General features: G+C 63.9%; 25 protein-coding genes. 15 read left to right on the top strand and 10 right to left on the bottom strand.

The genetic code is table 11. From position 1 onward, the window contains the following. Nucleotides 1–2 precede the first annotated feature (2 nt). On the bottom strand, nucleotides 3–1,625 hold the full coding sequence (locus EKO19_RS33115; RefSeq protein ID WP_129781712.1) for a hypothetical protein: 1,623 nt from the start codon (nucleotides 1,623–1,625) through the stop codon (nucleotides 3–5). Nucleotides 1,626–1,795: 170 nt separating this feature from the next. Here EKO19_RS33115 and EKO19_RS33110 point away from each other — a divergent pair, with 170 nt between their 5' ends. The 13 genes from EKO19_RS33110 (at nucleotide 1,796) to EKO19_RS33050 (ending at nucleotide 14,270) form a co-directional block, all read left to right on the top strand. Next, nucleotides 1,796–4,429 (top strand): inositol phosphate phosphatase SopB, encoded by a 2,634-nt coding sequence (locus EKO19_RS33110; RefSeq protein WP_129781711.1) that lies wholly within the window; start codon nucleotides 1,796–1,798, stop codon nucleotides 4,427–4,429. A 27-nt stretch (nucleotides 4,430–4,456) separates the two neighbouring features. Next, nucleotides 4,457–4,930: a type III secretion system chaperone gene (locus tag EKO19_RS33105; RefSeq protein ID WP_129781710.1), complete on the top strand. Its 474-nt coding sequence runs from the start codon at nucleotides 4,457–4,459 to the stop codon at nucleotides 4,928–4,930. Then, entirely contained in the window at nucleotides 4,927–5,334 is a 408-nt protein-coding gene (locus tag EKO19_RS33100; RefSeq protein ID WP_129781709.1) for a tetratricopeptide repeat protein, read from the top strand. Before EKO19_RS33105 ends, EKO19_RS33100 begins: the two co-directional genes overlap by 4 nt. 30 nt (nucleotides 5,335–5,364) lie before the next feature. Further along, entirely contained in the window at nucleotides 5,365–5,805 is a 441-nt protein-coding gene (gene sctI, locus EKO19_RS33095; RefSeq protein WP_129781708.1) for a type III secretion system inner rod subunit SctI, read from the top strand. Next, nucleotides 5,802–6,611 (top strand): type III secretion system inner membrane ring lipoprotein SctJ, encoded by an 810-nt coding sequence (sctJ, locus tag EKO19_RS33090; RefSeq protein WP_246039012.1) that lies wholly within the window; start codon nucleotides 5,802–5,804, stop codon nucleotides 6,609–6,611. The genes sctI and sctJ overlap by 4 nt, the downstream gene beginning before the upstream one ends. Further along, on the top strand, nucleotides 6,604–7,347 hold the full coding sequence (locus EKO19_RS33085) for a hypothetical protein (protein ID WP_129781707.1): 744 nt from the start codon (nucleotides 6,604–6,606) through the stop codon (nucleotides 7,345–7,347). Before sctJ ends, EKO19_RS33085 begins: the two co-directional genes overlap by 8 nt. Continuing rightward, nucleotides 7,287–7,910: an HrpE/YscL family type III secretion apparatus protein gene (locus tag EKO19_RS33080; RefSeq protein WP_129781706.1), complete on the top strand. Its 624-nt coding sequence runs from the start codon at nucleotides 7,287–7,289 to the stop codon at nucleotides 7,908–7,910. The genes EKO19_RS33085 and EKO19_RS33080 overlap by 61 nt, the downstream gene beginning before the upstream one ends. Before the next feature lie 5 nt (nucleotides 7,911–7,915). Then, nucleotides 7,916–9,241: a type III secretion system ATPase SctN gene (sctN, locus tag EKO19_RS33075; protein WP_129781705.1), complete on the top strand. Its 1,326-nt coding sequence runs from the start codon at nucleotides 7,916–7,918 to the stop codon at nucleotides 9,239–9,241. Nucleotides 9,242–9,251: 10 nt separating this feature from the next. Beyond that, nucleotides 9,252–9,749: a type III secretion system stalk subunit SctO gene (gene sctO / locus EKO19_RS33070; RefSeq protein ID WP_129781704.1), complete on the top strand. Its 498-nt coding sequence runs from the start codon at nucleotides 9,252–9,254 to the stop codon at nucleotides 9,747–9,749. Next, the gene (locus EKO19_RS33065; protein WP_129781703.1) at nucleotides 9,742–10,371 is read left to right on the top strand and encodes a hypothetical protein; all 630 of its coding nucleotides are present in this window, start codon (nucleotides 9,742–9,744) and stop codon (nucleotides 10,369–10,371) included. The genes sctO and EKO19_RS33065 overlap by 8 nt, the downstream gene beginning before the upstream one ends. After that, complete coding sequence (sctQ, locus tag EKO19_RS33060; protein WP_129781702.1) at nucleotides 10,368–11,426, top strand: type III secretion system cytoplasmic ring protein SctQ; 1,059 nt, start codon at nucleotides 10,368–10,370, stop codon at nucleotides 11,424–11,426. Before EKO19_RS33065 ends, sctQ begins: the two co-directional genes overlap by 4 nt. Further along, nucleotides 11,423–11,764 carry an STAS domain-containing protein gene (locus EKO19_RS33055; protein ID WP_129781701.1) on the top strand — a complete coding sequence of 114 codons (342 nt, stop codon included), beginning with the start codon at nucleotides 11,423–11,425 and terminating at the stop codon, nucleotides 11,762–11,764. Before sctQ ends, EKO19_RS33055 begins: the two co-directional genes overlap by 4 nt. Before the next feature lie 73 nt (nucleotides 11,765–11,837). After that, nucleotides 11,838–14,270 (top strand): choice-of-anchor tandem repeat GloVer-containing protein, encoded by a 2,433-nt coding sequence (locus EKO19_RS33050; protein ID WP_129781700.1) that lies wholly within the window; start codon nucleotides 11,838–11,840, stop codon nucleotides 14,268–14,270. A 126-nt stretch (nucleotides 14,271–14,396) separates the two neighbouring features. Here the strand turns inward: EKO19_RS33050 and EKO19_RS33045 are convergent, their stop codons facing one another. From EKO19_RS33045 to EKO19_RS33015, 7 genes are all read right to left on the bottom strand, one after another. Continuing rightward, nucleotides 14,397–16,991, bottom strand: a complete 2,595-nt coding sequence (locus EKO19_RS33045; RefSeq protein WP_129781699.1) for a TonB-dependent receptor — start codon at nucleotides 16,989–16,991, stop codon at nucleotides 14,397–14,399. A 147-nt stretch (nucleotides 16,992–17,138) separates the two neighbouring features. Then, entirely contained in the window at nucleotides 17,139–18,725 is a 1,587-nt protein-coding gene (locus tag EKO19_RS33040; RefSeq protein ID WP_129781698.1) for a hypothetical protein, read from the bottom strand. 10 nt (nucleotides 18,726–18,735) lie between these two features. Further along, nucleotides 18,736–19,188 carry a hypothetical protein gene (locus EKO19_RS33035; RefSeq protein ID WP_129781697.1) on the bottom strand — a complete coding sequence of 151 codons (453 nt, stop codon included), beginning with the start codon at nucleotides 19,186–19,188 and terminating at the stop codon, nucleotides 18,736–18,738. Nucleotides 19,189–19,195: 7 nt separating this feature from the next. Then, on the bottom strand, nucleotides 19,196–19,645 hold the full coding sequence (locus EKO19_RS33030; RefSeq protein WP_157995554.1) for a type III secretion system chaperone: 450 nt from the start codon (nucleotides 19,643–19,645) through the stop codon (nucleotides 19,196–19,198). A 69-nt stretch (nucleotides 19,646–19,714) separates the two neighbouring features. After that, on the bottom strand, nucleotides 19,715–20,182 hold the full coding sequence (locus EKO19_RS33025; protein WP_129781695.1) for a type III secretion system chaperone: 468 nt from the start codon (nucleotides 20,180–20,182) through the stop codon (nucleotides 19,715–19,717). Next, entirely contained in the window at nucleotides 20,166–20,714 is a 549-nt protein-coding gene (locus EKO19_RS33020; RefSeq protein ID WP_129781694.1) for a type III secretion system chaperone, read from the bottom strand. The genes EKO19_RS33025 and EKO19_RS33020 overlap by 17 nt, the downstream gene beginning before the upstream one ends. Before the next feature lie 19 nt (nucleotides 20,715–20,733). Continuing rightward, nucleotides 20,734–21,342, bottom strand: coding sequence for a hypothetical protein (locus EKO19_RS33015; protein WP_129781693.1), 609 nt, complete (start codon nucleotides 21,340–21,342; stop codon nucleotides 20,734–20,736). A gap of 558 nt (nucleotides 21,343–21,900) precedes the next feature. Here EKO19_RS33015 and EKO19_RS33010 point away from each other — a divergent pair. After that, the gene (locus EKO19_RS33010; RefSeq protein WP_129781692.1) at nucleotides 21,901–22,485 is read left to right on the top strand and encodes a hypothetical protein; all 585 of its coding nucleotides are present in this window, start codon (nucleotides 21,901–21,903) and stop codon (nucleotides 22,483–22,485) included. A gap of 213 nt (nucleotides 22,486–22,698) precedes the next feature. Beyond that, the gene (locus EKO19_RS33005; RefSeq protein ID WP_129781691.1) at nucleotides 22,699–22,971 is read left to right on the top strand and encodes a hypothetical protein; all 273 of its coding nucleotides are present in this window, start codon (nucleotides 22,699–22,701) and stop codon (nucleotides 22,969–22,971) included. 75 nt (nucleotides 22,972–23,046) lie between these two features. On the opposite strand, the gene EKO19_RS33000 is transcribed toward EKO19_RS33005, so the two are convergent. Continuing rightward, nucleotides 23,047–23,982 (bottom strand): hypothetical protein, encoded by a 936-nt coding sequence (locus EKO19_RS33000; RefSeq protein ID WP_129781690.1) that lies wholly within the window; start codon nucleotides 23,980–23,982, stop codon nucleotides 23,047–23,049. Nucleotides 23,983–24,174: 192 nt separating this feature from the next. Next, nucleotides 24,175–25,022: choice-of-anchor tandem repeat GloVer-containing protein (locus EKO19_RS32995; RefSeq protein ID WP_217705764.1), on the bottom strand; the 848-nt coding region annotated here is incomplete at its 5' end.

Below are 25,022 nucleotides of genomic sequence, written 5' to 3'. Positions count from 1 at the left end.
GATCAGACCCCGAATACCGGCGTGCCATTGGCGGTCCAGCGAATGCCCAGCACGTTGCTGAACGCTTCGCGCGCCGCCGGCGAAAGCTCCGCGGGAGTGCCGCTGGTCGCTGCGGGTTTCACGCCCGCGGCTTCATCCGCGACCGACGTACATTCTTCGAGATAAGCGCCCAGGGTGTTGAATGAGTCGCTCAACTCGTCGAGTCCAGAGGTCGAGGCCGCGTCGCTGGCGGTGTAGATCCCTTCGCGAAGGGCTTCCGTATCCGCTGCGTGCAGTTTCTTCGAGAGCTCGCTTTTCTCGGCGGGACTGAGTTGGTCCAGCGCGCTCGACAGGATCTTCTGACGCAGCTTGAAGCCGTCCTGCACGCCGCTCGTCGGATCGCCGAGAGCGCTTTGGGTCTCACGCAGCATCTCAAAGCCGTCTTCGAGATCCTTCAGGCCGCGTAACACTCTTTCCGGCGAGCCGTTGAGCACTCCACGGAAAACTGCGGCGGCGGATTGCTTGCACGCCGCTTCGAGCGGCGCGAGGCGCTTCGCTGCCGTCTTCTGCAGCACCGCCGGGTCGAGCTCGACACCGAACTGCGCGAGCGCGGCCCGGAACTTGACGACCTCGGCGTTGCTGAGAGCAGCGAGATTCGGCTCGCTGCTCTCGAGCATCTTGTGGAAGTGGTCGGCAACCTGATCGCGAAGCTTCAAGGCTTCAGGCGGAAGCTTCTGACCGCACGCTTCACACAGCGTCTGCAGCTTGTGCAGCGACTGGCCTGCGCTGTCGAGCTCGCTCAATACGCTGCCCAGCTGCGTGGGCGAGCTGAGATCGGACGTGGCCGGCAGTTTGAGCAGTGCCTGGCTGCTCTTATCGAAGTCCGTGAGCAGGCGCGTATGACGAAGGGCCATCTCCGAGCGGGCGGCTGTGATGGCTGCCGTGATGCGGGGGGCGCTGCTGGCAGTCGCAGCTCGCAGCGTGCAGATTTTGTGGAGATCCTCCGCGGACATGGCACGAAGCACGTTCTCGAGCTCACGCGGTTCGAGGCGATTGAGACCCGCAGCGACGAAGAGTGCCGCGGCCTTTTCGGTTTTCGCACCCCCTGTCTCGTCGGGGCCACTCACTTCGGTCAGGATCGACTCGGCCTTGCTGAAAGCGCCATGGATGTCATTCGCGAGCTCGTCGGGTGAGCGACTGCCCGCAGATTTCGCAGCATTCGCCAGCACCTTCTCGACTTCGGATTCGATCCGCGCACCGGTGCGTGAGATGAGATCGGCGCGTGCTCGTTCCTCGGACTGCGCTGCCTCGGACTGCGTCGGGCCGTCGATTTCATCGTCCGTCGAATCTTCGGCGAGAGTCTCTCCACTCAGTTCCGGGTTCACATGTTGTGGGTACTCCGGCAGCTGCGGTGTCAGCACGAATGGCGATTGCGCGCGCGGCGCACCGGGAAGCACGGACGTGATCTTCTGAAAGAGGTTGCGCACCCAAGCAGTGAAGCCTTGCGCGGGAGGCGCACGATAGACCGGCGCGGGAGGGCCGACGGTTATGCGGTCGGCGAGCGTGCTCAACGGCGCGGCAGGCTCATCGGAGATGCGGACGCCCGGCGAGCTGACAGAGGGTCCGGACGTTGCGTTGATAGGCATGGGCGCTGATTTCCAACGGATGAGAGCATCCGCGGCAGTTGTAACAACAGACCCACTGGAGGTTCCGCCCTGGGCGAGGGCGCATCCGCAATGAACTCAGCAGCGGCCAGCGTTACAGAGTCGGGGCAAGCGTTCGCGGCTCGCCCGGACGCCTCGAGGAGCCTTTGCCGATGCCATTCAGCGTTCAAAACGATCACAGCCAATTGCCGGTCACCCCGACCGAATGGCGAGTCGCGGGAAGAAAAGCGCCTGCGACGGCGCAGCGCTCGGGGGCCGCTGCAACAGCGGCAAGTGTGCCGGGACAGGTGGGCGGCACGGCTGCGCATGGCGCTCCCTCGCTTCGCGGACGCGCAGCGCCGACGACGCCGGCACGACCGCGCGATCCAGTTGGCAACGCCGTGTTCCAGAATACTCATGAGCTCAATTCGGTGCTGGCCGCGATCGGGAAACTGCCCCAAGGCCCGAATGGCGAGCTGCATCCGCTCGCGCGAGCGATGCTCAAGCAGCTCGATCGCATCGGAGAAGCCTGCGACCTGATCACCGGCGGTCCGGCGGTGGGCGAGTCGCTGGTCGATCAGTGGCATGCGCTGGCCGATCTCGCCGGGCGAGATACCGACGCACAGGGAAGCCTCGAGCTGGGGATGGAGGCGATCCGTGACCAGGGCACATCGAGCACGGCGAACCTCGGCAAAGCGCTCGGGCGGATCGAGGCCTGGACCGAGCAGGTCAAGGCGCTCGCCGGGGATCGCCTCAAGTATCTGTCGCAGTCGTTGAGCTCTTCGGCGCTCAATGTTTCCAAGAACTACGAAACGAAGGCGAACATCAATGGCGCCGCGATCGCGGTGCTGGATGAAGTCATCGCGGCCGAACAGGCCAAGGGCAATCGCGCTGCCGTTACCGTGCTCCAGAAAGGCCGGGACAGTTTCGAGGCACGCCAGGCTCGCATGAAAGAAGTGGCGGATGAACGGCGCGGCGAGATCGGCCGCCCGCAGGATTTTGGCGGCACGAAGAAATTCGGCGCGCTCGGCAAGATACTGCATCCGTTCAAGGCGTCGGCCGAGCGCAGCGCGCGAGAGAAGTGCGTCTCGCAAATCGTGTCGGGCAAGGGCGGTGCGGACGTCGAAGCGCGCGGCACGAACGAAATGAGCGTGGTCGAGGATGCGCTCGCGCAGATTCTCAAGGATGCGAAGGTCAGCGGTCACAATGCCAAGCGCGAGGTGCAGGAGGCGTTTCTCGAGGTTCTGGACGCCAACCCGGCCTGGCAGGAGCCGATCAAGACCGAGATCCATCTGCCGGTGGTGGTCCCCAAACCCGACACGGACAGCGAGCGGACCGGTGCGCTTGCCGTCGAGACACGGATTGCCCAAAGCGAAATCAAACCCGCGCCGGCGGCGCGGCTGCCTGGCTACAAAGGCAAGGGCGTCAACTCACATCGCTCCGCGGAGCATTTGCACTCGACGAACCTGGCGCAGACGACGCTGCGGGATTCAGCAGGCCACACCCTGTTCAGCGGTGTGCGGCATGGCGTGCTGTCTGCGTACAGCATCACCAAAGACGGGCTGAAGAGCGTGCCGGACCACGAGCTCGAACGCTTGATGACCGACCTGTTGCCCGAAGACCAGTGGACGCATGACAGCAACGGCCAGCGGGACGTCGCGGCGACGCTGAAGAAGGTGCGTTCGGAGCCCGCGCTTGCCGACGCCATGCGCGCGCGGGCGAACGAAACTCGTGCGAAGGAGGTTGTCGCCATGACGGTGGCTGGCGATCCGGAGCTGCGCGCGGCCGCGATGAAGGCGGTGACCGACGGTTCGGAGCCGCCGACCGTCAACGTGCTGTCGTTGTCGCTGCTCACGCCGGATAGTTTTCGCAAGGGCGTGAGCAGCAACGAGAGCCTCATGGTCACCGACCAAGTGAACGCGTGGGGTGCCGTCAGCGGCCTGCAGACGATTCAGATTCCCGATGACCAAGGCAATCCGGTGTACGTGCGTGTGAACGTCCAGCCCGTGCCGATGAACTATGGCGTCAACCAGGGCGCGGTGAAAGGCGTGGCGGGTGTTCACACCGATGAGGTTGCTGGCTGGCATGTCTCGGACACGCTCAACGACGAAGCCTTGCATACCTTGTTCGGCGCCGATCTGTCGAACATCGCCAATTCCCGCTCGGGCGTGCTGGGCGAGCGCATTGGCCATCTCGAAGAGCGTCACCAGCGCGATCTCGACAAAGCGCGGATGGCACTCCAGCGGCACAACGCCGCGACTCTTCGCAGTAGCGGCGCCAACCCGGAGGAGGCGAACGAAAAAAGACTGGCGCTGGAAGCGGAACTGAAGCGGATCGAGAATGCTCCGAACGACCCGGGCACGCCGCTTGGCGCTGTCCGCGAGCTGGCGCGCCAGATCGGCGAGATCCATCGCGAAGGCGCGCATCGGCAGAGTGACGGCGAAGCCTACAAGATGCCTACGCGCCTCGCGGTGCTCGCCGATCTGCTGGGCGTGAAAGTGGCATTCAATTGCAAAAGCGGCAAGGACCGCACCGGCGAGCTCGACGCCGAGATCAAACATTTCAAGCTGCAGATGGCGGCCACCGGCACGGTGCCGGACTACCGGCGGGAGCGCTCGCCGGAGGAGATTCGCCATTTTCACGAGGTGGTCACCAACAGCGGCAACTTCGAGATGCAGCAGCTCAACACGGGTTTCACGGGCTACAAGCTCAAGGGCGTGGATGCGCTCTACCGGCAGTTCGGCGGCGACGGTCACGACGAGCTCACCGCCAGCTTCCATGGCCTGTCCGAGATGACCGCGAGCTGAAGTGCAGCTCGCTTCAGGAGTATTCGCATGATCGATCTGTCCGAGCAGGCGTTTGCGCTGATGAAGGCGCTGGGAGACAACTTTGGCCTGGAGCTGCACCCGGATGAAACCGGTGCGTGCGCCATCCGCATCGACGACCGCGTCGATGTGACGCTGCGTTATGAGCCGAGCCCTCCCGCGTTGCTCGCGTATGCGCCAGTCGGCGAGTTGCCGTCCGGCGGCGTGGAGGCGGTGCTGCGCGGCCTGCTGGCGGCCAATCACATCTGGGATGGCAGCCGGGGCGCGACCTGGTCGCTGTCCGGCAATGAAGTGATCTTGAGCCGGTTGTTTGTGCTGGAAGGGTTGGAGGTCGAGCCGCTGGCCGCCGAGCTGGCGGTGTTCGTCGAGGTGGCCTTGGCGGAGCAGCAGGCGTTGCAATCCACGGCACCGGCGTCACCCGCGGCGTTCGAGGTGCCGCTGGCGATGGGCGCAATGCTGCCGCGAGGAGCGATCGCGCCATGATCGCGCCGACGCTCGTCTCGCACTCATCGAGCGTCGCTCTGGAACCCGAGGAAGTCCGCCGGCTCGTGTCGATCGGATTTCATGGCGTGCTCAACGGCAAGCCGGAGGCGGCGCTGCGGCTGTTCGAGAGCCTGTGCACAGTGCGCCCCGATGCAGGCTTTCCCCGAATCGGTTGCGCGCTCGCCCTGATTGCCATGGGACGGGCCGAGGAGGCCGTGCGTGTGCTCGAAGAAACATTGCGCCGCCGTCCGGATGACGACGACGTACGAGTCTATCTGGGCATGACGCTGCGCATGGCCAATCGCGGCCAGCAGGCCGGCGCGGTGCTCACGACGCTGGCCGAGCGCAATGACGATTCCGCGCGAACTCGTTTGGCCCGGCAGTTACTCAAGCTGTCGTTGTAACGAAAGTTATGAAGCGCTGGGAGAAGTTTCGTGGCCATAGAGTTTCCCGCCGCCCTGGCGGCGCAGGCGATCAACACGACGGTGCCCGGCGGCCCGCCGCCCGCGGTGGACGCGGCGCGAGCAGCTGAATTTCGCGCGGCCTTGGACTCCCCGATGCCTGCCGGTGGCGTTGCGCCGCTCGACGCAATCGGGCCGCAGGAGGCAGCGACCGCCCCTAATGCGAAACAGGCGGTCGCGCCGGTGAGCATCGGCGACGCCATCCTGCAGGGACTGGATCACTTGCGACATCGCATGAAGGACGGTTGGTCCTCGGCCGTCGCTCACCTCGATCCGCAGCAGGGGCCGGTCTCGGCGACCGGGCTGCTGCAGTTCCAGACCGGCGTGTTGCAGATGAGTTTCGAAAGCCAGCTGGTCGGCACGATTGCGGGCAAGACCTCGCAAAGTATCGATCAACTCGTGAAGATGCAGTGAGCGAGCGCGCCGCCGTGCAACTGACAGCCAGCTTTGCGATCCGTACGCGGCGATGGCGCAGCCTGTTCGGCTGCTGCCTCGCCCTGCTGCTCGCCGCTTGCTCCTCGAAGGTCGAGCTGATTTCGCAAGTGACCGAGATGCAGGCCAACGACGTGATCGCGGCGTTGAGCGATCAGGGCATCGAGGCGGTGAAGGTTCCGGGCAAGGACGGCGTCGTGTCGGTGCAAGTGGCGGACGACAAGATCGCACGGGCAATCGAAATCATGCGTGCGGCCGGCTTGCCACGCGAGCCGTATGCCAGCCTCGGCGAAGTGTTCAAAAAGGACGGCTTGATCTCTTCGCCCACCGAGGAACACGCGCGCATGGTGTTCGCGCTGTCGCAGGAATTGTCGCGGACGATTTCGAAGATCGACGGCGTCATCTTCGCCCAGGTGCACGTGGTGCTGCCCGAACAAGCGGGCTTCGGCGAGACCTCCAGTCCTTCCTCGGCCGCGGTGTTCATCAAGCACGAAGATACGGCGGACCTGGTTTCCGTCGTGCCGCAGATCCGGCGGCTGGTCGCCAACAGTATTCCGGGACTCAGCTATGACAAGGTGTCGGTGCAGCTGGTGCCTTCGGCGCCGCAGACCACGGCCGCCGGCTCAGATGCGCGGCTCGACTCCGTGTGGAGCATTCAGGTGGCCGCCGCTTCGGCCGGCGCATTGAGGGTGATTCTCGGCGTGTTGACTCTCGCCTTGCTTGCAGCATGCGCAGGCGTCGGAGTGCTGTTGTTCAAAGCGAAGCGCTCGGAGGTGGCCAGTGGCTGAGAGCGCAATTCGTGCCGAGAGGGCAGATCGCGCGACCAATGTGTTGCTGGCTGAGGGTACGCTCGCTCGAGCCGAGGGCAATGCCGAATGGGTGCGCAGTGAAGCTGCACTGTGGCCGTGGGTGGGCCGGTTCTTCTGGTCCCCGGCATTGGATCTGCATCCCACGCGGCGTCAATCTCTGTTGCCCGGATGGCCGGAAGATGTGTGGTCGGACGAGCGCGCGCTCGCGCATGTTTCTCGATATCTGCTGAGCGCGCACGGGTTACTCGAAAACACCGTGACCTCGGTCGGAGCCGTCGTACGCGATGGCGGCGACAGCGAGTTCATGCTGGCGTTACTTCCGCAATCACCGCTGGCGCGTCTCGCGCGGCGCATCGGACTGGTATTGCACGGCGCTGCCGCGTGCGAATCACTGACCGCTCTCGATGAGGACGAACGTTTGTTTCTAACGCAGCGTGTGCCGTTGTACTGGCACGTTCGCGTCGTTGCAGGCGATGACCCCGATGCCACCGGTTGGCACGTCCTGCGCCTGCTTCTCAAAGGCCAGCCGGGCGATGTGCGCCGCCGGTTCCTGTGGAAGACCCCGCTGGAGCCAGGCCAGCCTGCGAAGTCGTTGCCGGGTGCCGCGCTGCTGCACGGGCTGGTCCGAAAGATCCTGAAGGAATTCGAGTCACCATGGTCCTCTTTGTTCGCCACGCTGCGCCGTCCCGCCAGCCAGATCCATCTGCGCGGGTAATCCCCGCGGCGGATTACGCGGTCTGGCAAGAAGCGACCGCGGTGATCGAGGCTGCCGAAACCGAGGCAGCAGCGATCCGCACCGCTGCGCGCGATGCGCATGAGCAGGAGCGCCAGCGGGGTTATGCGGAAGGCTTGGAAGCCGCGCGGCTGGAAGCGGCTGAGCAGATGATTGCGAACGTCGGCAGCACCATCGATTACTACGAAAAGGTCGAAGGCCGCATGGTCGACCTGGTATTGCAAGCCATGCGCCGGATCGTCGCCGACTATGACGACCGGCAACGCGTGACCACCGTGGTTCGCAATGCCTTGGCAGCGGTTCGCAATCAGAAACAAGTCACTCTGCGCATCGCCCCGGACAAGGTCGACCTGTTGAAACAATCCACCGACGAGTTGCTCGCGAGCTTCCCCGGCATCGGCTACGTGGACATCGTGGCCGACGGCCGGCTGAACGGCGATGCCTGCATCGTCGAGACCGAAATCGGCATCGTCGAGGCGTCGATGGAAGGGCAGGTCGCCGCACTTGGCCGCGCCTTTACCAAGATCCTCGGCAGTCGCAGGTAATGGCCATGCGTCAGTTCGATTACATCACCGAGCTCATGGAGCTGGCGTTGCAGGAGGCGCCGCCGCTCGCCATTCGAGGTCGCGTGACCCAGGTGGTCGGCACGATCATCAAGGCCGTCGTGCCTTCGGTGACCATCGGCGAAGTCTGTATGCTCAAGAATCCGGGCCAGAGCCTGGGAATGCAGGCTGAAGTGGTTGGCTTCTCGCGCGATGCCGCGCTGCTGACGCCGATCGGCGATATGTATGGCATCTCGAATGCAACCGAAGTCATTCCGACGGGCCGTGCGCACGTGGTGCCGGTCGGCTACGGACTGCTTGGCCGGGTGATCGACGGCCTGGGCCGGCCACTGGATCGTGAAACGCATGGACCGCTGGTCACCGATCAGTTCTACCCGGTGTTCGCCGAGGCGCCGGACCCCTTGAAGCGCCGTCTGATTCACAAACCGCTGTCGTTGGGCGTGCGTGTTCTGGACGGCTTGCTGACCTGCGGCGAAGGCCAGCGCATGGGCATCTTCGCGGCGGCCGGCGGTGGCAAGTCGACGTTGATGGGCATGCTCGTGAAGGGCGCGGACGTCGATGTGACTGTCGTTGCGCTCATCGGCGAGCGTGGACGCGAAGTGCGTGAGTTCCTGGAGCACGAGCTCGGCGCGGAAGGACGGCGCAAGTCGATCATCGTGTGCGCGACCTCGGACAAGTCATCGATGGAGCGGGCCAAAGCTGCCTATGTGGCGACGGCTATTGCCGAATATTTTCGCGACCAGGGCAAGCGCGTGTTGTTTCTAATGGATTCCGTCACGCGCTTTGCCCGAGCACAGCGCGAGATCGGACTCGCTGCCGGCGAGCCGCCGACTCGTCGCGGCTATCCGCCCAGTGTATTTGCGACGTTGCCAAAATTGATGGAGCGCGTCGGCATGAACGACAAGGGCTCGATCACCGCGTTGTACACCGTGCTGGTCGAAGGCGACGACATGACCGAGCCGGTTGCCGATGAGACCCGCTCCATCCTGGACGGTCACATCGTGCTCTCGCGCAAGCTCGGCGCCGCGAATCACTATCCCGCAGTCGACGTGCTTGCGTCGGCGAGCCGCGTGATGAACGCAGTCGTCACGCCCGAGCACAAGGCTGCGGCCGGCAAGGTGCGTGAGCTTCTTGCGAAGTACGCCGAGGTCGAGTTGCTCGTGAAGATCGGCGAATACAAGCGCGGCGGCGATGCGCTGACGGACACGGCCATCGACAAGAACGAGACGATCCGCAAGTTCCTCCGGCAGAGAACGGACGAGCGCAGCAGCCTTGCCGATGCCGTGAAAGCGCTCACGGCGCTGATACGTTGAGGCGCTACCCGTGACCGTACTCAACGAACTGCTGGGCTTGAAACGATATCGCGAGGATAAGGCGGAGATGGCTCTTGCTAGGAGCCGCCTGGCGCTCTCGGAAGTGACCAAACGCAAGGAGGAGGCCCAGCGGGCTCTCGTGAGTTATCAGCAGTGGAGCGAGACGCACGAACGAGAGATTTACGGAGCCGTCTATGGTCGCATCGTTCGCCCGCGCGATCTCGAACATCTGCGCGAGGACGTCGTGATGCTTCGCGTGAAGGAGCGCGCGTTGAATGAAACGTTGACGAATGTCGAGGCAGAGCGCACGCAGGCCGATACGGCGGTACGCGACTCCCGTACAGCCCACGAACGCGCGACTCGCACTCGTGAGAAGTTCGTGCAACTGGTCGAGGCTCAGTCGGAAGAGATCCGCGTGGAGGCCGAACGCAAGGAGGATGTCGAGCTCGAAGATCTGTATTCAGTGACGCGCGATCGCGAAGACTGGGAGGAGCGCGACGATGAGTGAGCGAACCGTAAGACTCGATATCGGTGCACAAGCCAATACGCGTGCAGACAGCTCCGGCGCACACGCCGGCAGTGGAGGGCTGGGCGAGCAGGCTGCGGAGGAACACGTCGATCGCTTTCGTCGTGCACTTGCCGGTGCAGACGAGGTCAGTGCCTCGTCAACGACCGCACGGTCATCTGATGCGCAGACGCCGAATGCTCTCGGTGCATTCGGTTTGTTCGGTGGGATGAGCCGCGCTCCGCAGTTTGAGAGTGAGACATCCACGTCGCTTGCCCCCGGGCGTCAACCCGTCACGTCGCGCCTGGCGAGCGAAGTTGCCGATCGAATTCTGGTTTCGGCTGACGCCGATCGCGAGGCTCGGATCTTCATTCGCGAGGACGTGCTGCCCGGCGTGGAGGTGCGTATCACCCAGGAGCACGGACGCTGGCTCGTGGAATTCGCCATCAGCGACGCCCGCAGCTTCGAGATCCTCGATCATGCCGGCGAGCAGCTCGCAGGCGAGCTTGCCGAAAGGCTGCGTAGCGACGTTGAAGTGCGTCTGGTCTTCTCAGCGCTTCCAGGCGATGCCGTGGAGAGCACCTATTTCGCAGCTGCCTCGGGTTGCAAGGGAGATACGGCATGAGCGTCGAGCCGTATGTGCTGCCTGCGATCGATTCGCAGACCGCGGAGCACCTGGATCTCATCGCGACGCGTCTCGCAGCGGGCGAATTCGCGCTCGGCAGTAGCGCGCTGCGTTTCAAGCTCGCGCCGGTGTCCGGGCCGACTCGAAAACTGAGCGATCCTTTCCAGCTCACCCTGGAGTGGGGCGGTGGCCAGCTGCATCTGATCGCCGGGCGCGCGATGCTTCCACTGCTGTATGCACATCGTTTTCCACAAGCGCAGGTCGACGTGTTGCCGGAAGATCTGGCACTCGCGGCCTTGCAGCTGTCGCTTGGCGAGCTGACCGCGCAGCTCGAAGAATTGAGCGGGCGACGCGTGCGCTTCACAAGGGCGGGGGCCGCCGACGCGCGCTCGCTGCTCGCTACACCATTCCGGTTTTCGGTTTCGTTGGATAGCGAACCGGCGCGGGATGGACTCGAAGGCATCATCGCCGCCGATGCGGCAGGACTCGGCTTGCTCGCCTTGCTCGCGCGCCGCCGGCCGGCGCAGAAGCGTTCCATCGATCCTGACACGCCGATGCCGCTGCGTCTGGAAATCGGCGAGATGCGCATCGCGCTGTCGGCGTTGAAGGCGGTTGCCGTGAACGATGTGCTGATGCCCGACAGCGAGATCGACGCGGCAGCCCCCATCGTCTATCTGCGCGCCGATTCCAGATATGCCGCGCGCGCGAAGCTCGACGAGCAGTCGCTCGTCGTCGACTCTGTCTTGCAGGAGAAACATGAAGTGAAGCCTTCTTCCGAAACAACGACCGGAACTGCCCCGGCGACGCTCGACGCGCTCGAGATTCGCCTCGGTTTCGAATTGGGCGAGAAGATCCTGACGCTCGGCGAACTGGCGGCACTGCAGCCCGGCCAGGTGCTGGCTTTGGATGTGCCGCTGCCACAGCTCGTCGGCATTCGTGCCAATGGCAGTCTCATCGGCCGCGGCGAGCTCGTGAAGCTGGCCGGCCGCGTGGCTGTCCGAGTCACCGAGCTCGCTGTAAGTATCCAGGCGACAGACGGAGGAGATCGATCGTGAACATACATGTCGAAACGCAGGAAAACATCGATGTCGTTCGCCCCGCGGGCCGCATCGACAGTGCCACCGCCGGTGCTTTCGAGCGCGCGGTGGCGGAAGTCTTCGATCGCGGCAGCAGCCGCATGGTGCTCGATTTTTCGGAGATCGAATATGTGAGCAGCGCCGGTCTGCGTTCCACCTTGATCGCCGGCAAGCGCATGCGCTCGGTGCCTGGCGGCAAGCTGGTCTTGTGCTCGCTGGCACCGCATGTGCGCGAAGTGTTCGAGATCAGCGGGTTCGTGTCGATCTTCACGATCTGCCCATCGCGGGAAACGGCGCTCGCCGCGTGCAGCGCGTAGGACTTCGGGAGGAACCATTTCGGCGAGTGCGGTTACTAGTGCCACTACCTGGTGACACTTGGAGATCGACCCCATGCGACAGATTCGTCTCTTGCTCAGCTCGGCGCTAGCGTTTGCGCTGGCGATCATGGCTGGATGCGGCAGTAGTTCCTCTGCTCCTGCCTCAGGACCGGCAACCGGGGGAGGGGTCACTCAGACGTATTCTCTTGGCGGATCGGTCTCAGGCCTCGGCGGTGCCAGCGGACTGCAACTCACCGATGGCGTCGAGATCATCCAGGTTGACGCGACCGCAGCCACTTTCTCCTTCCCGACCAGGCTGCAGTCGGGCACGGAATACGCGGTGAGTGTCGCCGCTCAGCCGGTCGGCAAGACCTGTTCCGTCGCGGGCGGCACTGGCACGATCGCCGCCGCCGATACGGCGAACGTCGTCGTGACCTGCGCCGATCAGGCATTTCACATTGGCGGGCCGATTCAAGGATTGAGCGTCTCCGGTCTCGTGGTGACCAATGGCGGCGATACGTTGGCTATCGATGCCGGGGCGACGACCTTCACGATGCCCGGCGCAGTGGCGGTCGGCAGCAGCTACGCCGTCACCGTTCAGACTCAGCCGGACGGTCTTGCGTGCGTCGTGACCAATGGCTCCGGCGTCCTCTCTGCAGGCGACGTCACCGCGATTTCGATTACGTGCACCGACCGGTCGTTCGCGCTCGGCGGCACGATCACGGGGCTGGGAAACAACAGCGGTCTCGTGCTCGCCAACGGGTCCGATACGCTGAACGTCGATGCGGGCGCGAGCAGCTTCACGATGCCTGGCGCCGTGGCTTATGGCGCCGCGTACTCGGTCACGGTCCAGCAGGCGCCTGCCGGCCTCACGTGCACGATCAGCCAGGGCTCGGGTTCGATGCCCGCGAGCGACCTGACGAACGTCGTGGTTGCCTGCGCGGATCAGTCCTACGACGTCGGCGGTTCGATCCACGGATTGACCGTCTCCGGGCTCGTTCTTGCAAACGGCCCCGACACCCTGAGCATTCAGGCGAACGCATCCAGCTTTACGATGCCGACGCCGGTAGCGTTCGGCAGCAACTACGACCTGGTCGTCCAGGCACAGCCCGCGAATTTCACCTGCACGGTGAGCGATGGCAGCGGGACGATGGGCGCAGACCCCGTCACCGCTGTCTCGATCACCTGCGCGCAGACGGCCTTCACGCTGGGTGGAACGATCGACGGACTCACAACCAACGGCTTGGTCCTGTCGAACGGCAGCGAAACGCTGACTGTGTTGGCCAATGCAAGCACCTTCACGATGCCCTCGGCGGTCGCAACCGGTGCGAGCTACAACATCTCCGTGGTGAGCAGCCCGGTGACCAAAACCTGTACGGTGCTCAACGGTTCGGGAGTCATGGGTGACGGGCCGGCCATGGGCGTGAGCGTGACATGCGGACCCGGGGCGGTCTCGGAACTCGCTCTTTTCGCCGGCGCCCCGGGTCCCTCCTCGCCGAATTTCACCAGTCTCATCCAGGGCAGAGATGGCAACCTCTACGGCACGACGCCGAAAGGTGGCGCCTATGACGCCGGCGCGGTTTTCAAACTCACGCCGGCCGGCGAGTTGACGGTGCTCTGGTCCTTCGGTGCGGGCAGCGACGGTTGGTACCCGTATTCGAGTCTCATCCAGGCTCGCGACGGCAACTTCTATGGGACGACGCTCGGGGGCGGCGCCTTCTCCAACGGCACAGTATTCAAGCTGACGCCCGCCGGCGAGGAGACGGTGCTCTGGTCGTTCAGGGACGACGGACAAGGCGCGTGGCCCATCGGCGGGTTGCTCGAATCAAAGGACGGAAATTTCTACGGCGTCACGATGTTCGGGGGGACCGATGATGTCGGCACTGTCTTCCGGATCACACCGGCGGGTGAGTTGACCACTTTCACGCCGTTCTTCAGATGGAACGGCGGGCCGTACACCACGGAGTCCGGGGGGCTGGCGCAGGACGCCGCTGGCAATCTCTACGTCCTGGCTGCGATGGGTGGGGCATACGGTGGCGGAGCAGTAGTGAAGATTACGGTGGACGGTGACCAGGCAACCTCGACGTTCACGTCGTTGGGCTCCGCGAGCGCTGCCGGCGTGCTGCCCGTCGGCAACCTCATCGCCGCCAGCGACGGCAACTTCTATGGCGCTACCGCCAATGGCGGCGCCGCCAATCTGGGAACCGTCTTCAAGATGACGCCCGCCGGCGAGATCACCACGCTGTATTCCTTCCAGGGTGGACAAAACGACGGATCTCATCCGACCGGTCCTCTCATCCAGGGCAATGACGGCAATCTCTACGGCTTTACCTCGAATGGCGGCGCCGGCGACCAAGGGACGCTGTTTCAAGTGACGCTCACGGGCGAGGAAACGCTTCAGTTCTCCTTCTCGATCACACCTATCGGCGGGCTCTTGCAGGCCGCCGACGGTACCCTCTACGGCATGCTCTCGCACGGCCTGGGTTCGGTGTTACAGGTGAAGTGACGAGGTGGCCTGCTTCGTCGATCTTCCCGTACACGGCACGTTTACGCCGCAGCAGCAGCGTAAACGTGCCGGCATCTGCCGGTTCGCGCGTGCAGGTGCGAAGCGACGCCAGGAAGGCGGGCAAGCTCAGAAGTCGAGCTGAACGTTGATGCCGACATAGCGCTGCGCGTCGCGCGGGATCCAGCGGACGATTCCGCCCAGATCGCCGCCGGCGCGGTACGACGAATAGTTTTTGTCCAGGACGTTCTTGACGACGAGCCAACTCGACCAGCGGTCTTCTGTATCCCGCAAGCCCAGCGACAGATCCCAGATACCGTACGAGGCCTGGCTCAGATCCGGCGTATCGATGAGTTGAAACGACGTGCGCGATTGCCAGCGGTAGGCGAGGCTGGAATCCAGATCCAGGCGGTCGCTCAGCGGGTATCGATATTCCTGGCTGGCATTGATCCGCCACTCGGGCGCGAACGGAAGCCTGTTCCCGCGCACACTGCATGCGATCAGCGGCGGCGTGCAAGGAACGCTCTCGATGTGGGCATCGTCGTATTGGGCATCGAGGCTGTACGTCAGGCGCGAGGTCGCCGCTGCGCTGAGGCTCGCCTCGACGCCGCGCGTGACGGCCGAATCGGCATTCACCAGATTCGTCACCCGTGCAGCGACGATGACCTGCGGCAGATTCACCTGGTAATCCGACAGCCTGGTGTGAAAGGCCGCTACGTCCAAGCGCAGCCTGCGATCCCAGAGCGAGCTCTTCATGCCGATCTCGTAGGCGTCGGATTTCTCGGGCCGGACCGGCTGAGTATTGACCGCCTGCATATTGAAGAAGACGTTGTATGCGGGCCCCTTGTAGCCGCGCGATGCCGTGAAGTAGAGCATGACGTCCGATGTCAGCTGCCACTGCACGCCGGTCCGGCCAGCCCAACCTTGCCTGCGATCGCTGCCGCTGCCCGCGAAGTCCGGCGCGATGGCGAACACCAGGCCCGGTCTGGCAGCGTAGCCGACGCGATTCGTGTCATAGCTCAATTCGTCCCAGATCGCCCGATATCCCAGGAACGCCCGCCAGCGAGGCGCCAGATCGACGTTCACCTCGCCGTAAGCGGCGTAATTCGTGCTGGTCGATCCAAAGTGATTGACCGCGTAACCCCAGGGCAGCGGTTGCGGAGTCAACCCGACGATGGTGTCCTCGCGCATGTAGCGCTCGCGATTCTCAGCACGCAAAAAATAAAGCCCTGCCACGAAGTCGACCGGGCGATCGGCGGGTGAGGTCAGCCGCAGTTCCTGCGAGGTTTGCCTGGTCGTCACGCGACCATGGTCGACGACCTTGGGAAAAGCGTACGGCGGCCCGACCGACAGCTGATCGTAGTCATAGTCCTCGAGCACGTTGCGCCACTCGCGCCACGCGCTGATGGAGGTGAGCAGATAAGCGCCACGGGTCCAGTCCATCTGCAGCGAGGCGCCGCCATTGCGGTCGTAGGTCTCGTTGGCGGAATCGTGGCTGATCGCGAAATTGCTCGCCGACGGGGTTACGCCGCCAGCGGCGATTTGTTGCTCCAGGAAGGGATTGAGGTTCACATCGCCCGGTGTGCACAGGCTGCGCAGCAGCGGATCGAGCTGGTCCACGGGGCAGTATTCATCCTGAGCGCTGCTGACGAAGGCGCCGCCCGGAACGTTTTCCCAGGAGCGTGTGAGATCGACCGCGAAGCTGACTTTCAGCGCATCGGTCGGCGTGGCGACGAACTTCGCGCGCGCCCCATAGTGTCGGTAGCCGTTGAGCTCCTGCCCGCTGTACAGGTTCTTCATGTTGCCCGGGTAGTCGCTGTGGAACGCCGAGATGCGCGCGGCCACGTTCTTCGACAGCGGCCCGGAAATGCCCGCGCTCACGCGGTATTCGTCGCCCCCATAGTAGGCCAGCCTTGCATAGCCGCTGAGATGCGGAGTCGGTGCCAGCGTCGTGATGTTCAGCACGCCCGCGGAGGCATTCTTGCCGAACAGCGTGCCCTGCGGTCCGTTCAGTACCTCGATCTGCTCCAGGTCCAGCAGATCGGCCATCGCTTGGCCGGCACGCGACATCACGACGCCGTCGATCACCGTGGATACGGAAGGTTCCGTGCTCTGCGACGTGCTGATGGTGCCGAGCCCGCGAATGAAGATCGAGCGGTCTTTCTGCGTGGGGTTGGGGCGGAACTGAAGGGAGGGGATGCGAGAGCTGATGTCCTCGATGTCGTTGAGGTTGGCGGCGGCGAGTTCTTCGCCTTGCATGACCGACATAAATATAGGAACGCTTTGGGAAGATTCCGTGCGGCGTCGTGCAGTGACCGTGACTTCCTCTATCGGGCCGCTCGTGATGGAGGTGTCAACGATGGGGCGAGCCGGTCGCGGGCGCTCCGGTGCCGGCGCGGCGACGATGCGCACCAGGTCCGGACGCACCAGTTCGAAAGTGAGGCCGGAGCCTGTCAGCACTCGCGTGAGCGCCGTGCTGACATCCATGGTTCCCTGCACGGCGGCCGCGGTCTTGTTCTCGACCAATGCGTGATTGAACGCTATGGAAATGTCGGCTTGATGCCCGAGCTGCAGCAGCCCGGTGGCGAGGGGTTGAGACGAAATCGAGAATGGGAAGCGTACTGGCTCGCCGAGGGCTGCAGCGGCGACGCCGAGCAAGCCGATCACGCCGGCAATCCAGCCTGCGGTACGGCCGCTGCGCGACAATCCTGTCGAAGCCCTCACGTTGTGACACCGCTTCCAATCGGGTGGAGCGCTGAATCGTATCAGACAACGAATGCCACGCCCACGATGCAGGGGGTCGGCCCGGGCGGCTCACCTGTCAGAAGCTTTCGGAGACGCCGCAACCAAAGATGGCTGCGGCGTCCTGCTTCAATTGGATGGCGCGGGCGCCGCGCCGCCGGACCCTGACGCCGCAGCCGCGTCGGCCTTCTGCTTCGCGCGGAGGGCCTCAATCTTGGCATCCTCCACCTGTTTGCGAGCAGCGGCTTCCTTGTTCATGTCGCCGATCATGCTCATCAGCGTCTTGCTGGGATCCTTCTTCAGGGCTGCGTAATCGAGCCTGTCGAGCTCTTCCGGCTTTCTTGAAGCATGGTGCCTGGCGTTATCCAACTGCCGGCAAGTGTCGGTGTAGCCGAGACTCAGCACGCCCTCGAACTTTTCGATCAGCGCGTCGTTCGGGTCGCCGTCTGCCTGGTAAGGCGATAGAAGATCGAGCTTCATTTGCCGAGCGAGCGCGCGTGCCGGATCTGTTGCCAGCGTGTAAAGGGCGTGCACAGGCGTGTCGGCGCGCAAACTCTTCTCGGCTCTCTTCAGCGCCTTGTCGAGTTCCACGTCGTTCAACGTGCCTCCGAGCTCTCGTTTCAAACGGTCGCGCAAGGGCCCCGGGGTACGCAGACTCGCGACTGCATCCGTCGCGACGCGCGCGCAAATCCGTCGTTCCAAGGGCGCCGCCGCCCCCAACAACAGATTACGAATCTCTCCGCTCGCGTGGTTCTTCAAGTCATCGCTTGCGGATGCCAGGAGCTGATCGAGCTCTTGCGGGCCGTAGGCACCTCCGAGCTTGGCCGCCAAGGCGCGACGCTGCGGAGTATCGGTGGTCAGCTGCGCCATGTAGGGGGCGAGCAAGTCTTCGGCGAAGTTCTGTCGCGCCAGATCAACAAGATCACCTGTTACGCCGGCGGCGCCCATGGTGTCGGACAATGATTCCGGTTGCACCCTGTAGTGGTCATACGCTCGCTGAATTGCGCGGTGTGCGGCAGCCGCGTCGACGCCCAAGTCCTCCCCAAACAACGTCTTGCTCCTGCCATCCGCTGCGACTACTTGCAGCGACTGTTGTGCCGCCGACAGTGTTGCGAGCTTGGCATCGTGAAACATCTGGCGGAACTGCGGCTGCACCATGAGTGCTTTCGCCGCAGCCAACGCTTCGGCCTCGCTGAATCTGACTTGCTCCGGTGGGCGCCCTTCCGTCAACGATCTGAGCAAGGCCGCGTTGAACTGCAATCGTTGTTCCTTGCTCAGCAGCTCCAGTTGCGGCAAAACCAAGGACAGGCCGAGTCTTTCGTCCTCGTGAATATGGCTCGCCAACGCGACCAGCTCCGGGTGGAGCGTTTTGGCCGTCGTCTGGACCTGCCTGATCTGCTGCGGCGTGGGCCAGTGATCCTTGGTCAGGCCGACACGCTCGCACAGTTCCTGACCGAACGTAGGACCATAATGGTCCTGGATTGCCTGTTGTACGTCCGCGCGGAAGCGCTGTTTGCCGGAGGCATGTTCCTGGCGCTCGCTGTTGTCGGCGCCAAGCGCGTTTTTGCCACGATCCGCAAGGCTCCGAAAGGCCGTGCCCAGCGAATGACCTTTGGAGCTCGCCGGCGCGACCTGCCAGCCACCCGGAGCGTTCGAGCTGACGAACCGGGAGGAACCGGCTTCCTTCGGAGTCATCCGCGTGGAGGCCGCGAGCATCGAAGTGAAATCAACGGGCATGAGACGTGTCTCCAATAGTGAGTTCGAGTGTGTCCGATGGCGCGGCGTCGGTGCTTCGTCTGAACAGTTCATCGAAGAATGCGCGGGCACTGTCGCGAAACCGCGTGACTTGTTCACCGATCTCCGACAAGTCGCCGTGCGCGTCATACGGAATGCTATGGATGAGAAAGCTGGTGCCTTGTTCGTCGGCGGCGAACATGCCGCCGCACGCGGCAAAGAGATTGCGATCGAGCATGCACAGCCGCGCGGCGGTACTCATTCCCTCCGGGCGTGGATCGACAATCGCTCGCAAGCACAGCGCTTGCTCGCGCAGGCCAATCTCCATGCGGCCTGCCGCATCGTGCAGACCAAGCGGCAACACAATGGGGTCGCTTACAGTCCCAGGGCCGGTGAGTCCCAGGCTGGCGCACAGTTCGGACAGCACTTGTGCGGTGTCATTCATCGGCGTGCTACCCCCACACCGCATGGTGGCAATCGTGGGTTGAATGCGCCGCTTCGAGCGTCGGCAGCGTCAGCAGGCCGCGCACTTGCTGGACTGCCGCCACGTGCCGCTCGACGGCAACCTCGAAATCCGGCAGGTGAATCAAGTTCCCGCGCAACCAGCTCTGCACGACGGGCACTGCGCTGCCGGCATCGAGCGCGCACGCAAAACCGTTCTCGATGCTGCGCAGATTATTCTCCAGCAGGTGTCGCAACAGGCTGTCTGCGCTGAGCGCTGCAATCGGCTCGAAATGCGACGTGAGCCAGATGACCTGCTCGTCACTGTCATAGTGCACACAGACACTCTCGTTTCCGCCGGGCTGTAGCACGAACGGTTCGATCTCACCGCCGTCGTGCGGCATTCCGCAGCGCGCATAGATCTCGGCGAACAGGGTTCGGACATTCGATTGACTGGGCATGAGTGGGTACTCCAACGGCCGGCAGCTGCAAACTTCCGCACGCCATGAAGAGCGGACGTGAACGTTCTCTCAATCGTTCGCCATCCCTTCGAGCTCGGCTTCGATGTCATCACGGATACTGAAGTCCGCCTCGCCGCGTCGAACTTTGTCGGCCCAGGTGCGGCAGGTGGCCAGGAAACGATCGAGCAGGCGAGGGAGCGCGCCGGCGCTCAACACCGCCGGTGGCACCGGAAGAATGGCCAGCACGTTGTCTGAACCGGGGTGCAACGCGAACGAGGCGCCCGCCGTGTCCAGCCAGCGTCCGTTGATCGCCAGCAGCGCGGTGGCCACTGCCTCGAACACACTCTCGTGAATATCTGCCAGCTCGACGATGAGAAAGCCGCGAGGGTGCGGCTCGGGGACGTACTCGATCGTGACCGTCAGTCCGTCGGATAGCGCGAACGTTGCCATCCGCGCATGGTTCAGCCGCAGATCGTCAATCTGGTAGTGCCGGCCGATCTCGGCGAGCGCCGTGGCCAGTTCATCCGCGTACGACATGAGATGCTCCGTCCAGATTCAGATGTGACGATGTAGCGTCGCTCTGGGCTTCGCCGGCGTTCTGCAGATCGCGTGCGAGCCGTCGTCGCCAGCGCAATGCCTCCTTGAGCACGCGTTGCAGGAGGGCTTCGAACTCATGCGGCTGCACCGCTCGCACGGCATCCTCATTGACGGGCACGACCACGGGCATCGCGGTGTTGAACAACACTTGCCGGGTCGAGGCAACCAGGCTCAACGCTCCCGGCAGCTCGGAGCGCGGCGCGTCCAGATTGGCTCGCAGGACGATGCGCAATGCGAGCGCGCTCGTATCGAGAGTGCAAACGGACACTGCGACTTTCAGCAGATCCGCGCCAGGCACGATCTGAAAATGCAACGATGTCTGCTCGTCGTAACGCATCACGAAGCAGCCGTCGTCGTCGGCGTCGATCGGCCCCAGGCCCAGGGCTGCGAACAGGGCGCTGGTGCGGGAGACATCGTCGCCAAAGTCGCTGGACATCGGCAGTTGTGGGGAGATGGGATCTTGTGTGGACATGACGGGTTCGCGTGATGGCTCAGGTTTTCGCGGGCGAGGGAGGATCCTTCGGCGGCGGGTTACTCATGGCGTTGATGACGTTGTGGACGAAGTGCACTGGCAGGGCGACCGATTTGGCGGCTTCCTTGAACTCGCCGGTAGATGCGCCCTGGACCGCGCCGGCGACCGCGCCGCCGATCACGCCGGCTCCGATCAATACGAGCCCCAGCGCCCCCGCGATGCATGCGCCGACGAATGCCAGGGGCGGTGCGTCCTGCAGTGCATTGACGGTGATTCCGACCAACCCGCCGGCGGCGAACAGTCCTCCTCCGACACCGCCGACGGCACCGCAGAGGAAACCTGTGATGCCGGTGCAGATCCGACGCAGCACCGAGGGCTTCTCGGCCGTGGCGCGAGTTGCCTCCCGCTGCTCAGGCGTCTGCTCTGACCGCGGGACCGAGTGCAAGCGGCTCACGTCCACAGATTCGTCGGACGGCGCGTCGGTACCGTGAGTCGCATCGCTCGGTGGAATGTCCGAGGTTCTCAGCTCTGCGCTCGGCGTGGCGCGAGCATGAGCAGGTTTTTCCTGCTGCGGTATCTCGGATGGAATCGGGTTGTAACCCGGGGAGCCCACGCTATTGACTGGCATGAAAACGCGTTCCTGTGTGTTGGCATCGACTGGGTAACGGGGCGCGCGATTCCGTTCCCTTGCGCCGGCGTATGCGGTTGCCGCGAGGAACTCAGGCGGCGACCGGGGTTACTCACGGAGCACCTTGCACAGTGAGTTCGGTGAGATGCCGTCACGACGCCGAGATCGTTACGGTGTTCCGTCGCACGCGCGTTGCGTGCGTGATGAGAACTGCTTCGGAGCGCGCCCCATACTGCCGGACGTATCGCTACGCAACCCACGCGATCGAGTGCCCACGTGAAACCGCTTTCTTTGTTGACGTCGTGTTTCGGCTGGCCGGCCCGGCTCTCCCGCGCAAATGCCGGCACCAAGCCCGCCGCGACTGGCGAATCGCCTCCGCGCGATGTCCGCGTTGCGCAGCCCGAGGGCCCGCGTCGCTGCGCTTCGGGTGGATGGCAGAAGTTCAAGAGTCTGGCCGGACGATGCGTTGCTGCTCTCACGCCTCGCTGCTTGCGACGTTGTACAGCTACTGAAAAGTCAGCGGCAGGCTCCGCGCCGAAGACGGACTCCAACATCGAAGTGGCCGATGCGCTGCGCAGGCTGGGCGTGCACAAGGAGGATCCCGACTTCGTTCCCTGGGTTCTGAAAAACCTGGCGGGCGGGAAGCAGCACCGGACCGTCGTGTTCGACTCGATGGGGATTCCCGACCGTACGCGCAGGATCATCAGCCGGCTGCTAAAAGAATATCCGCCTGCTTCGGCGCTCACGATCGCTGCACGGGTCATGCACAGTCACACCCGGATGCGTGAGGCAGCGCAGGGATTGCTGGCCCGCCTGGGAGCGCGGAGCCAGGATCCTGAGCAGGTGGAGCGTTTCATGGACCTGCTGGTCGAGCTGCAGAAATCACCCGGCGATGCCGCCGCGACCGACCGTGCGAAGAAGGCCTGCGCGGCTTTGCAGTTCCCGGATCCGGAGGCGGCGGAGAGGCTGGTCGACTCCGTGCGGGTGCTGCTACGCGCGGAAACCGAGATGAAAGGTCCGGTGCCGATCCCCGCAGGTGGTTACGAAGACAAGCTGCAGGCTTATCTGCAAATGTACGTGCGCGCCCTGGACGCCCTGGCAGGAATTGGGGACCCGAAATCGGCCGCTCGCGAAACACAGTGACAGCGAAAGAGAACTTCGCGGTGCGCGCCGTTACAGAGCAAGCACCACTACGCAACCGGGCGAAGATTGCGTCGCGCGGATAGCGACCGGGGCAACTCCGTCTGCTGCAGGATCAACCGGGATGGTTAGTCCGCTGAGCTTATTGCGAGGCTGCTTCGGCGGCCGTTCCCGCCGGATGCCATCAAACTGCTGCGACTCGCGCTCAGGCAAGGTGTGGACTTCGACAATCTCGAGCTGACCGGTGTGATCGACGATCACATCGTAGGGCGCCAGTTGCTGGAGCTGCTGGACGACACACCCCCGCAAAGCATGCCGATGAAGATCGACGTGGCCATGTTGGATACGCAGTTCAACATCGCAGGCAACATGCGGCACGGCTCGACGGACGAGTTCTGGGAGCGCACGGTCACGTGGATGCGTCTGGCGGACTACGGTGTGGGGCAGCCCGCATCGGGTGACGAGTCGCAAGTCTCGGCGAATTCCTGACGAATCGGGGCGGGCGGGCAACGAAGTTCCGTTGGGCACACCGCCGATGGGGTGGTCACTGCAGCCCGGGACGCATCACTCGAATGTGATGTCGGCCGGCGATTCCGCCAGCTCGCTGCCTAGTTGCGACAGGAATCGATCGACCTCCGCGAACTCCGCCGCATGCTGGTTGTGTTCTCGGTGCGCGAGAGTGATGGCGCCGATGGCGCCTGCGCCCACCACGCCTGCCACGGCAGCCAGATAGGGCCCCGCTGCCGGAACCATGAGGCAGGCTGTCATCGCACCGAGCGTGGCGATCAACCCCAGGGCGATCTTTCCGCACAGCTCGACGATGGATCGAGGTGTCTTCTGTCCGCCGGCGGCCGCCGTCGAGGCCACGTCCGTTATCGCTTCGATGGTTTCATTGACCAGCTTCGCCGCGGCCTCGTGCGCCTGCTCCTCGCCTGTCAGAGGCGGCGTGCGCAGGCGCCCCAGCTCGATCGGCGGGAGGTTCGAGCTCAGCGTCCGATGCAGCTTGCCCAGGCGCTCCGCCAGGCTGGACCATTTCAATGTATTGCGCGAATGACTCGTGAGCTCCGCCTCGCGCTCGCATAACTCGCTCAGCTTGGCGACGCCCCGCGCCACCCACGCCCAGTCCTTGGGTTGCCGTGCCGCCGGCTCGGACGCGGGCTCCACGGGTGCCGCGCCCTGCGCATCATCGGGTTCGGCGGCAGGGTGGGCAGTTGATGGAGCAACCGAGATCGTAGTCGCCGGCAAATATCCGCCCGTCGTTTGAATCGAGCCTGGCTTCACTGGATCCTCCCTGGGAGCACTGGTGGCGCATTTCCCGCTCAGCATCTTCGCGATGCGGAGCTCGACTTCAGGCGAGCCGAAGCCTGCAACGGCATCAAACGATGCGCAGTCAGTAATGGTCGCGAACGTAAGCCAGCAGTGCCTCGAGGAAGCGAGGAACGCGGCGCGCTCGGGATCGGAAACGATGACTTCCAGCCGCCCATCGGCGTGAACTCGCATCAGGCCGATCAGGTATTCCTCGTCGCCGTCGCTGTCTTCCTCCAGGCTCTCGTCATAAATGCCGGCGATGTCACCGTCCTCGCCTGAAGAGGGTTAGTGCATGGGCTTGCGTTGAGTGCTCGACATGGGGCACCTCATCCGGCGTTGATCTGACCACGGCGCCGTTGCCGTTCGGCCGCGCCTTCAGCTCCATCACTTGAGCTGAATCACACTGCCGGCGCCATTCGCGCCTCCGGAAAGCGAGATGCCGTACAGCGCGCCGTCGGCAGCCTTGAGGAGAACGTCATAGGGAGAGCCATACGTGGATGCCTCCGCGAACGAATACAGCGTGGTGAGCGTGCCCGTCGGCGTGATTCGAAACAGTGAGCCCTGGCCGGGAGCCCAGGCCACCTTCGTCATTCCGTAGAGGTTGCCGTCACTGCCCTCGATGAGCCCGCCCGACGCCTGCTGACCCGTTCCCTGGTCGAACGAATACAGTACCGAGAAGCCACCGTCGGGAGTCAATTGGTAGATGGTTCCCTGACCAGCGGCACCGCCGTGCTGGGTTACTCCATAGAAATTGCCGTCGCTTGCCTGCAGAAGCTGGCCGATCGGATAGATGCCATCGGCATCTTCGAATGTCCACAGCGTCGTCACGGTGCCGTCGAGCGCCATCCTGAAGATCGTCCCCAATTGAGGAGCTGTGGGTTGCTGGCCGATGACCCCGTAGAGCGCGCCATCTTTGCCCTCGATGAGCCCGCCGCTTGCAATCGAACCTCGGTAGCCGACGAAACGGTCGAAGACGTGCACGACCGTTTCGGTTCCGGATGGAGTGAGGCGGTAGATCGTGCCCTCGCCATTGTCGCCGCCTAGAGAAGTCACTCCGTAGAAGTTGCCATCGCTCGCCTGCAGCAGCTTGCCGTAGGGTGCACTGCCGTCTCTGTAGTCGGCACCGAACGACCAGAGCACGGTTTTCGTGCCGGTCGGCGTGATCCTGAAAGCGGTGCCTCCCCAGTACTCGCCGCCGCCGCTCGTCGTTCCGTAAAAGTTGCCGTCGCGGC

The organism is Peristeroidobacter soli (genome assembly GCF_004138485.1).
In the GTDB taxonomy this organism is placed as follows: Bacteria; Pseudomonadota; Gammaproteobacteria; order Steroidobacterales; family Steroidobacteraceae; genus Steroidobacter; species Steroidobacter soli.
The sequence above is the reverse complement of the archived record's forward strand: the minus strand, read 5'-3'. Positions and strand labels throughout refer to the sequence as shown.

Bases quoted from the DNA above. Each gene is read 5' to 3' on its own strand.
- EKO19_RS33115 (WP_129781712.1), bottom strand. From the start codon at position 1,625: ATGCCTATCAACGCAACGTCCGGACCCTCTGTCAGCTCGCCGGGCGTC.
- EKO19_RS33110 (WP_129781711.1), top strand. From the start codon at position 1,796: ATGCCATTCAGCGTTCAAAACGATCACAGCCAATTGCCGGTCACCCCG.
- EKO19_RS33105 (WP_129781710.1), top strand. From the start codon at position 4,457: ATGATCGATCTGTCCGAGCAGGCGTTTGCGCTGATGAAGGCGCTGGGA.
- EKO19_RS33100 (WP_129781709.1), top strand. From the start codon at position 4,927: ATGATCGCGCCGACGCTCGTCTCGCACTCATCGAGCGTCGCTCTGGAA.
- EKO19_RS33080 (WP_129781706.1), top strand. From the start codon at position 7,287: ATGGTCCTCTTTGTTCGCCACGCTGCGCCGTCCCGCCAGCCAGATCCA.
- sctN (WP_129781705.1), top strand. From the start codon at position 7,916: ATGCGTCAGTTCGATTACATCACCGAGCTCATGGAGCTGGCGTTGCAG.
- EKO19_RS33065 (WP_129781703.1), top strand. From the start codon at position 9,742: ATGAGTGAGCGAACCGTAAGACTCGATATCGGTGCACAAGCCAATACG.
- sctQ (WP_129781702.1), top strand. From the start codon at position 10,368: ATGAGCGTCGAGCCGTATGTGCTGCCTGCGATCGATTCGCAGACCGCG.
- EKO19_RS33050 (WP_129781700.1), top strand. From the start codon at position 11,838: ATGCGACAGATTCGTCTCTTGCTCAGCTCGGCGCTAGCGTTTGCGCTG.
- EKO19_RS33040 (WP_129781698.1), bottom strand. From the start codon at position 18,725: ATGCTCGCGGCCTCCACGCGGATGACTCCGAAGGAAGCCGGTTCCTCC.
- EKO19_RS33035 (WP_129781697.1), bottom strand. From the start codon at position 19,188: ATGAATGACACCGCACAAGTGCTGTCCGAACTGTGCGCCAGCCTGGGA.
- EKO19_RS33030 (WP_157995554.1), bottom strand. From the start codon at position 19,645: ATGCCCAGTCAATCGAATGTCCGAACCCTGTTCGCCGAGATCTATGCG.
- EKO19_RS33025 (WP_129781695.1), bottom strand. From the start codon at position 20,182: ATGTCGTACGCGGATGAACTGGCCACGGCGCTCGCCGAGATCGGCCGG.
- EKO19_RS33020 (WP_129781694.1), bottom strand. From the start codon at position 20,714: ATGTCCACACAAGATCCCATCTCCCCACAACTGCCGATGTCCAGCGAC.
- EKO19_RS33015 (WP_129781693.1), bottom strand. From the start codon at position 21,342: ATGCCAGTCAATAGCGTGGGCTCCCCGGGTTACAACCCGATTCCATCC.
- EKO19_RS33000 (WP_129781690.1), bottom strand. From the start codon at position 23,982: ATGCGAGTTCACGCCGATGGGCGGCTGGAAGTCATCGTTTCCGATCCC.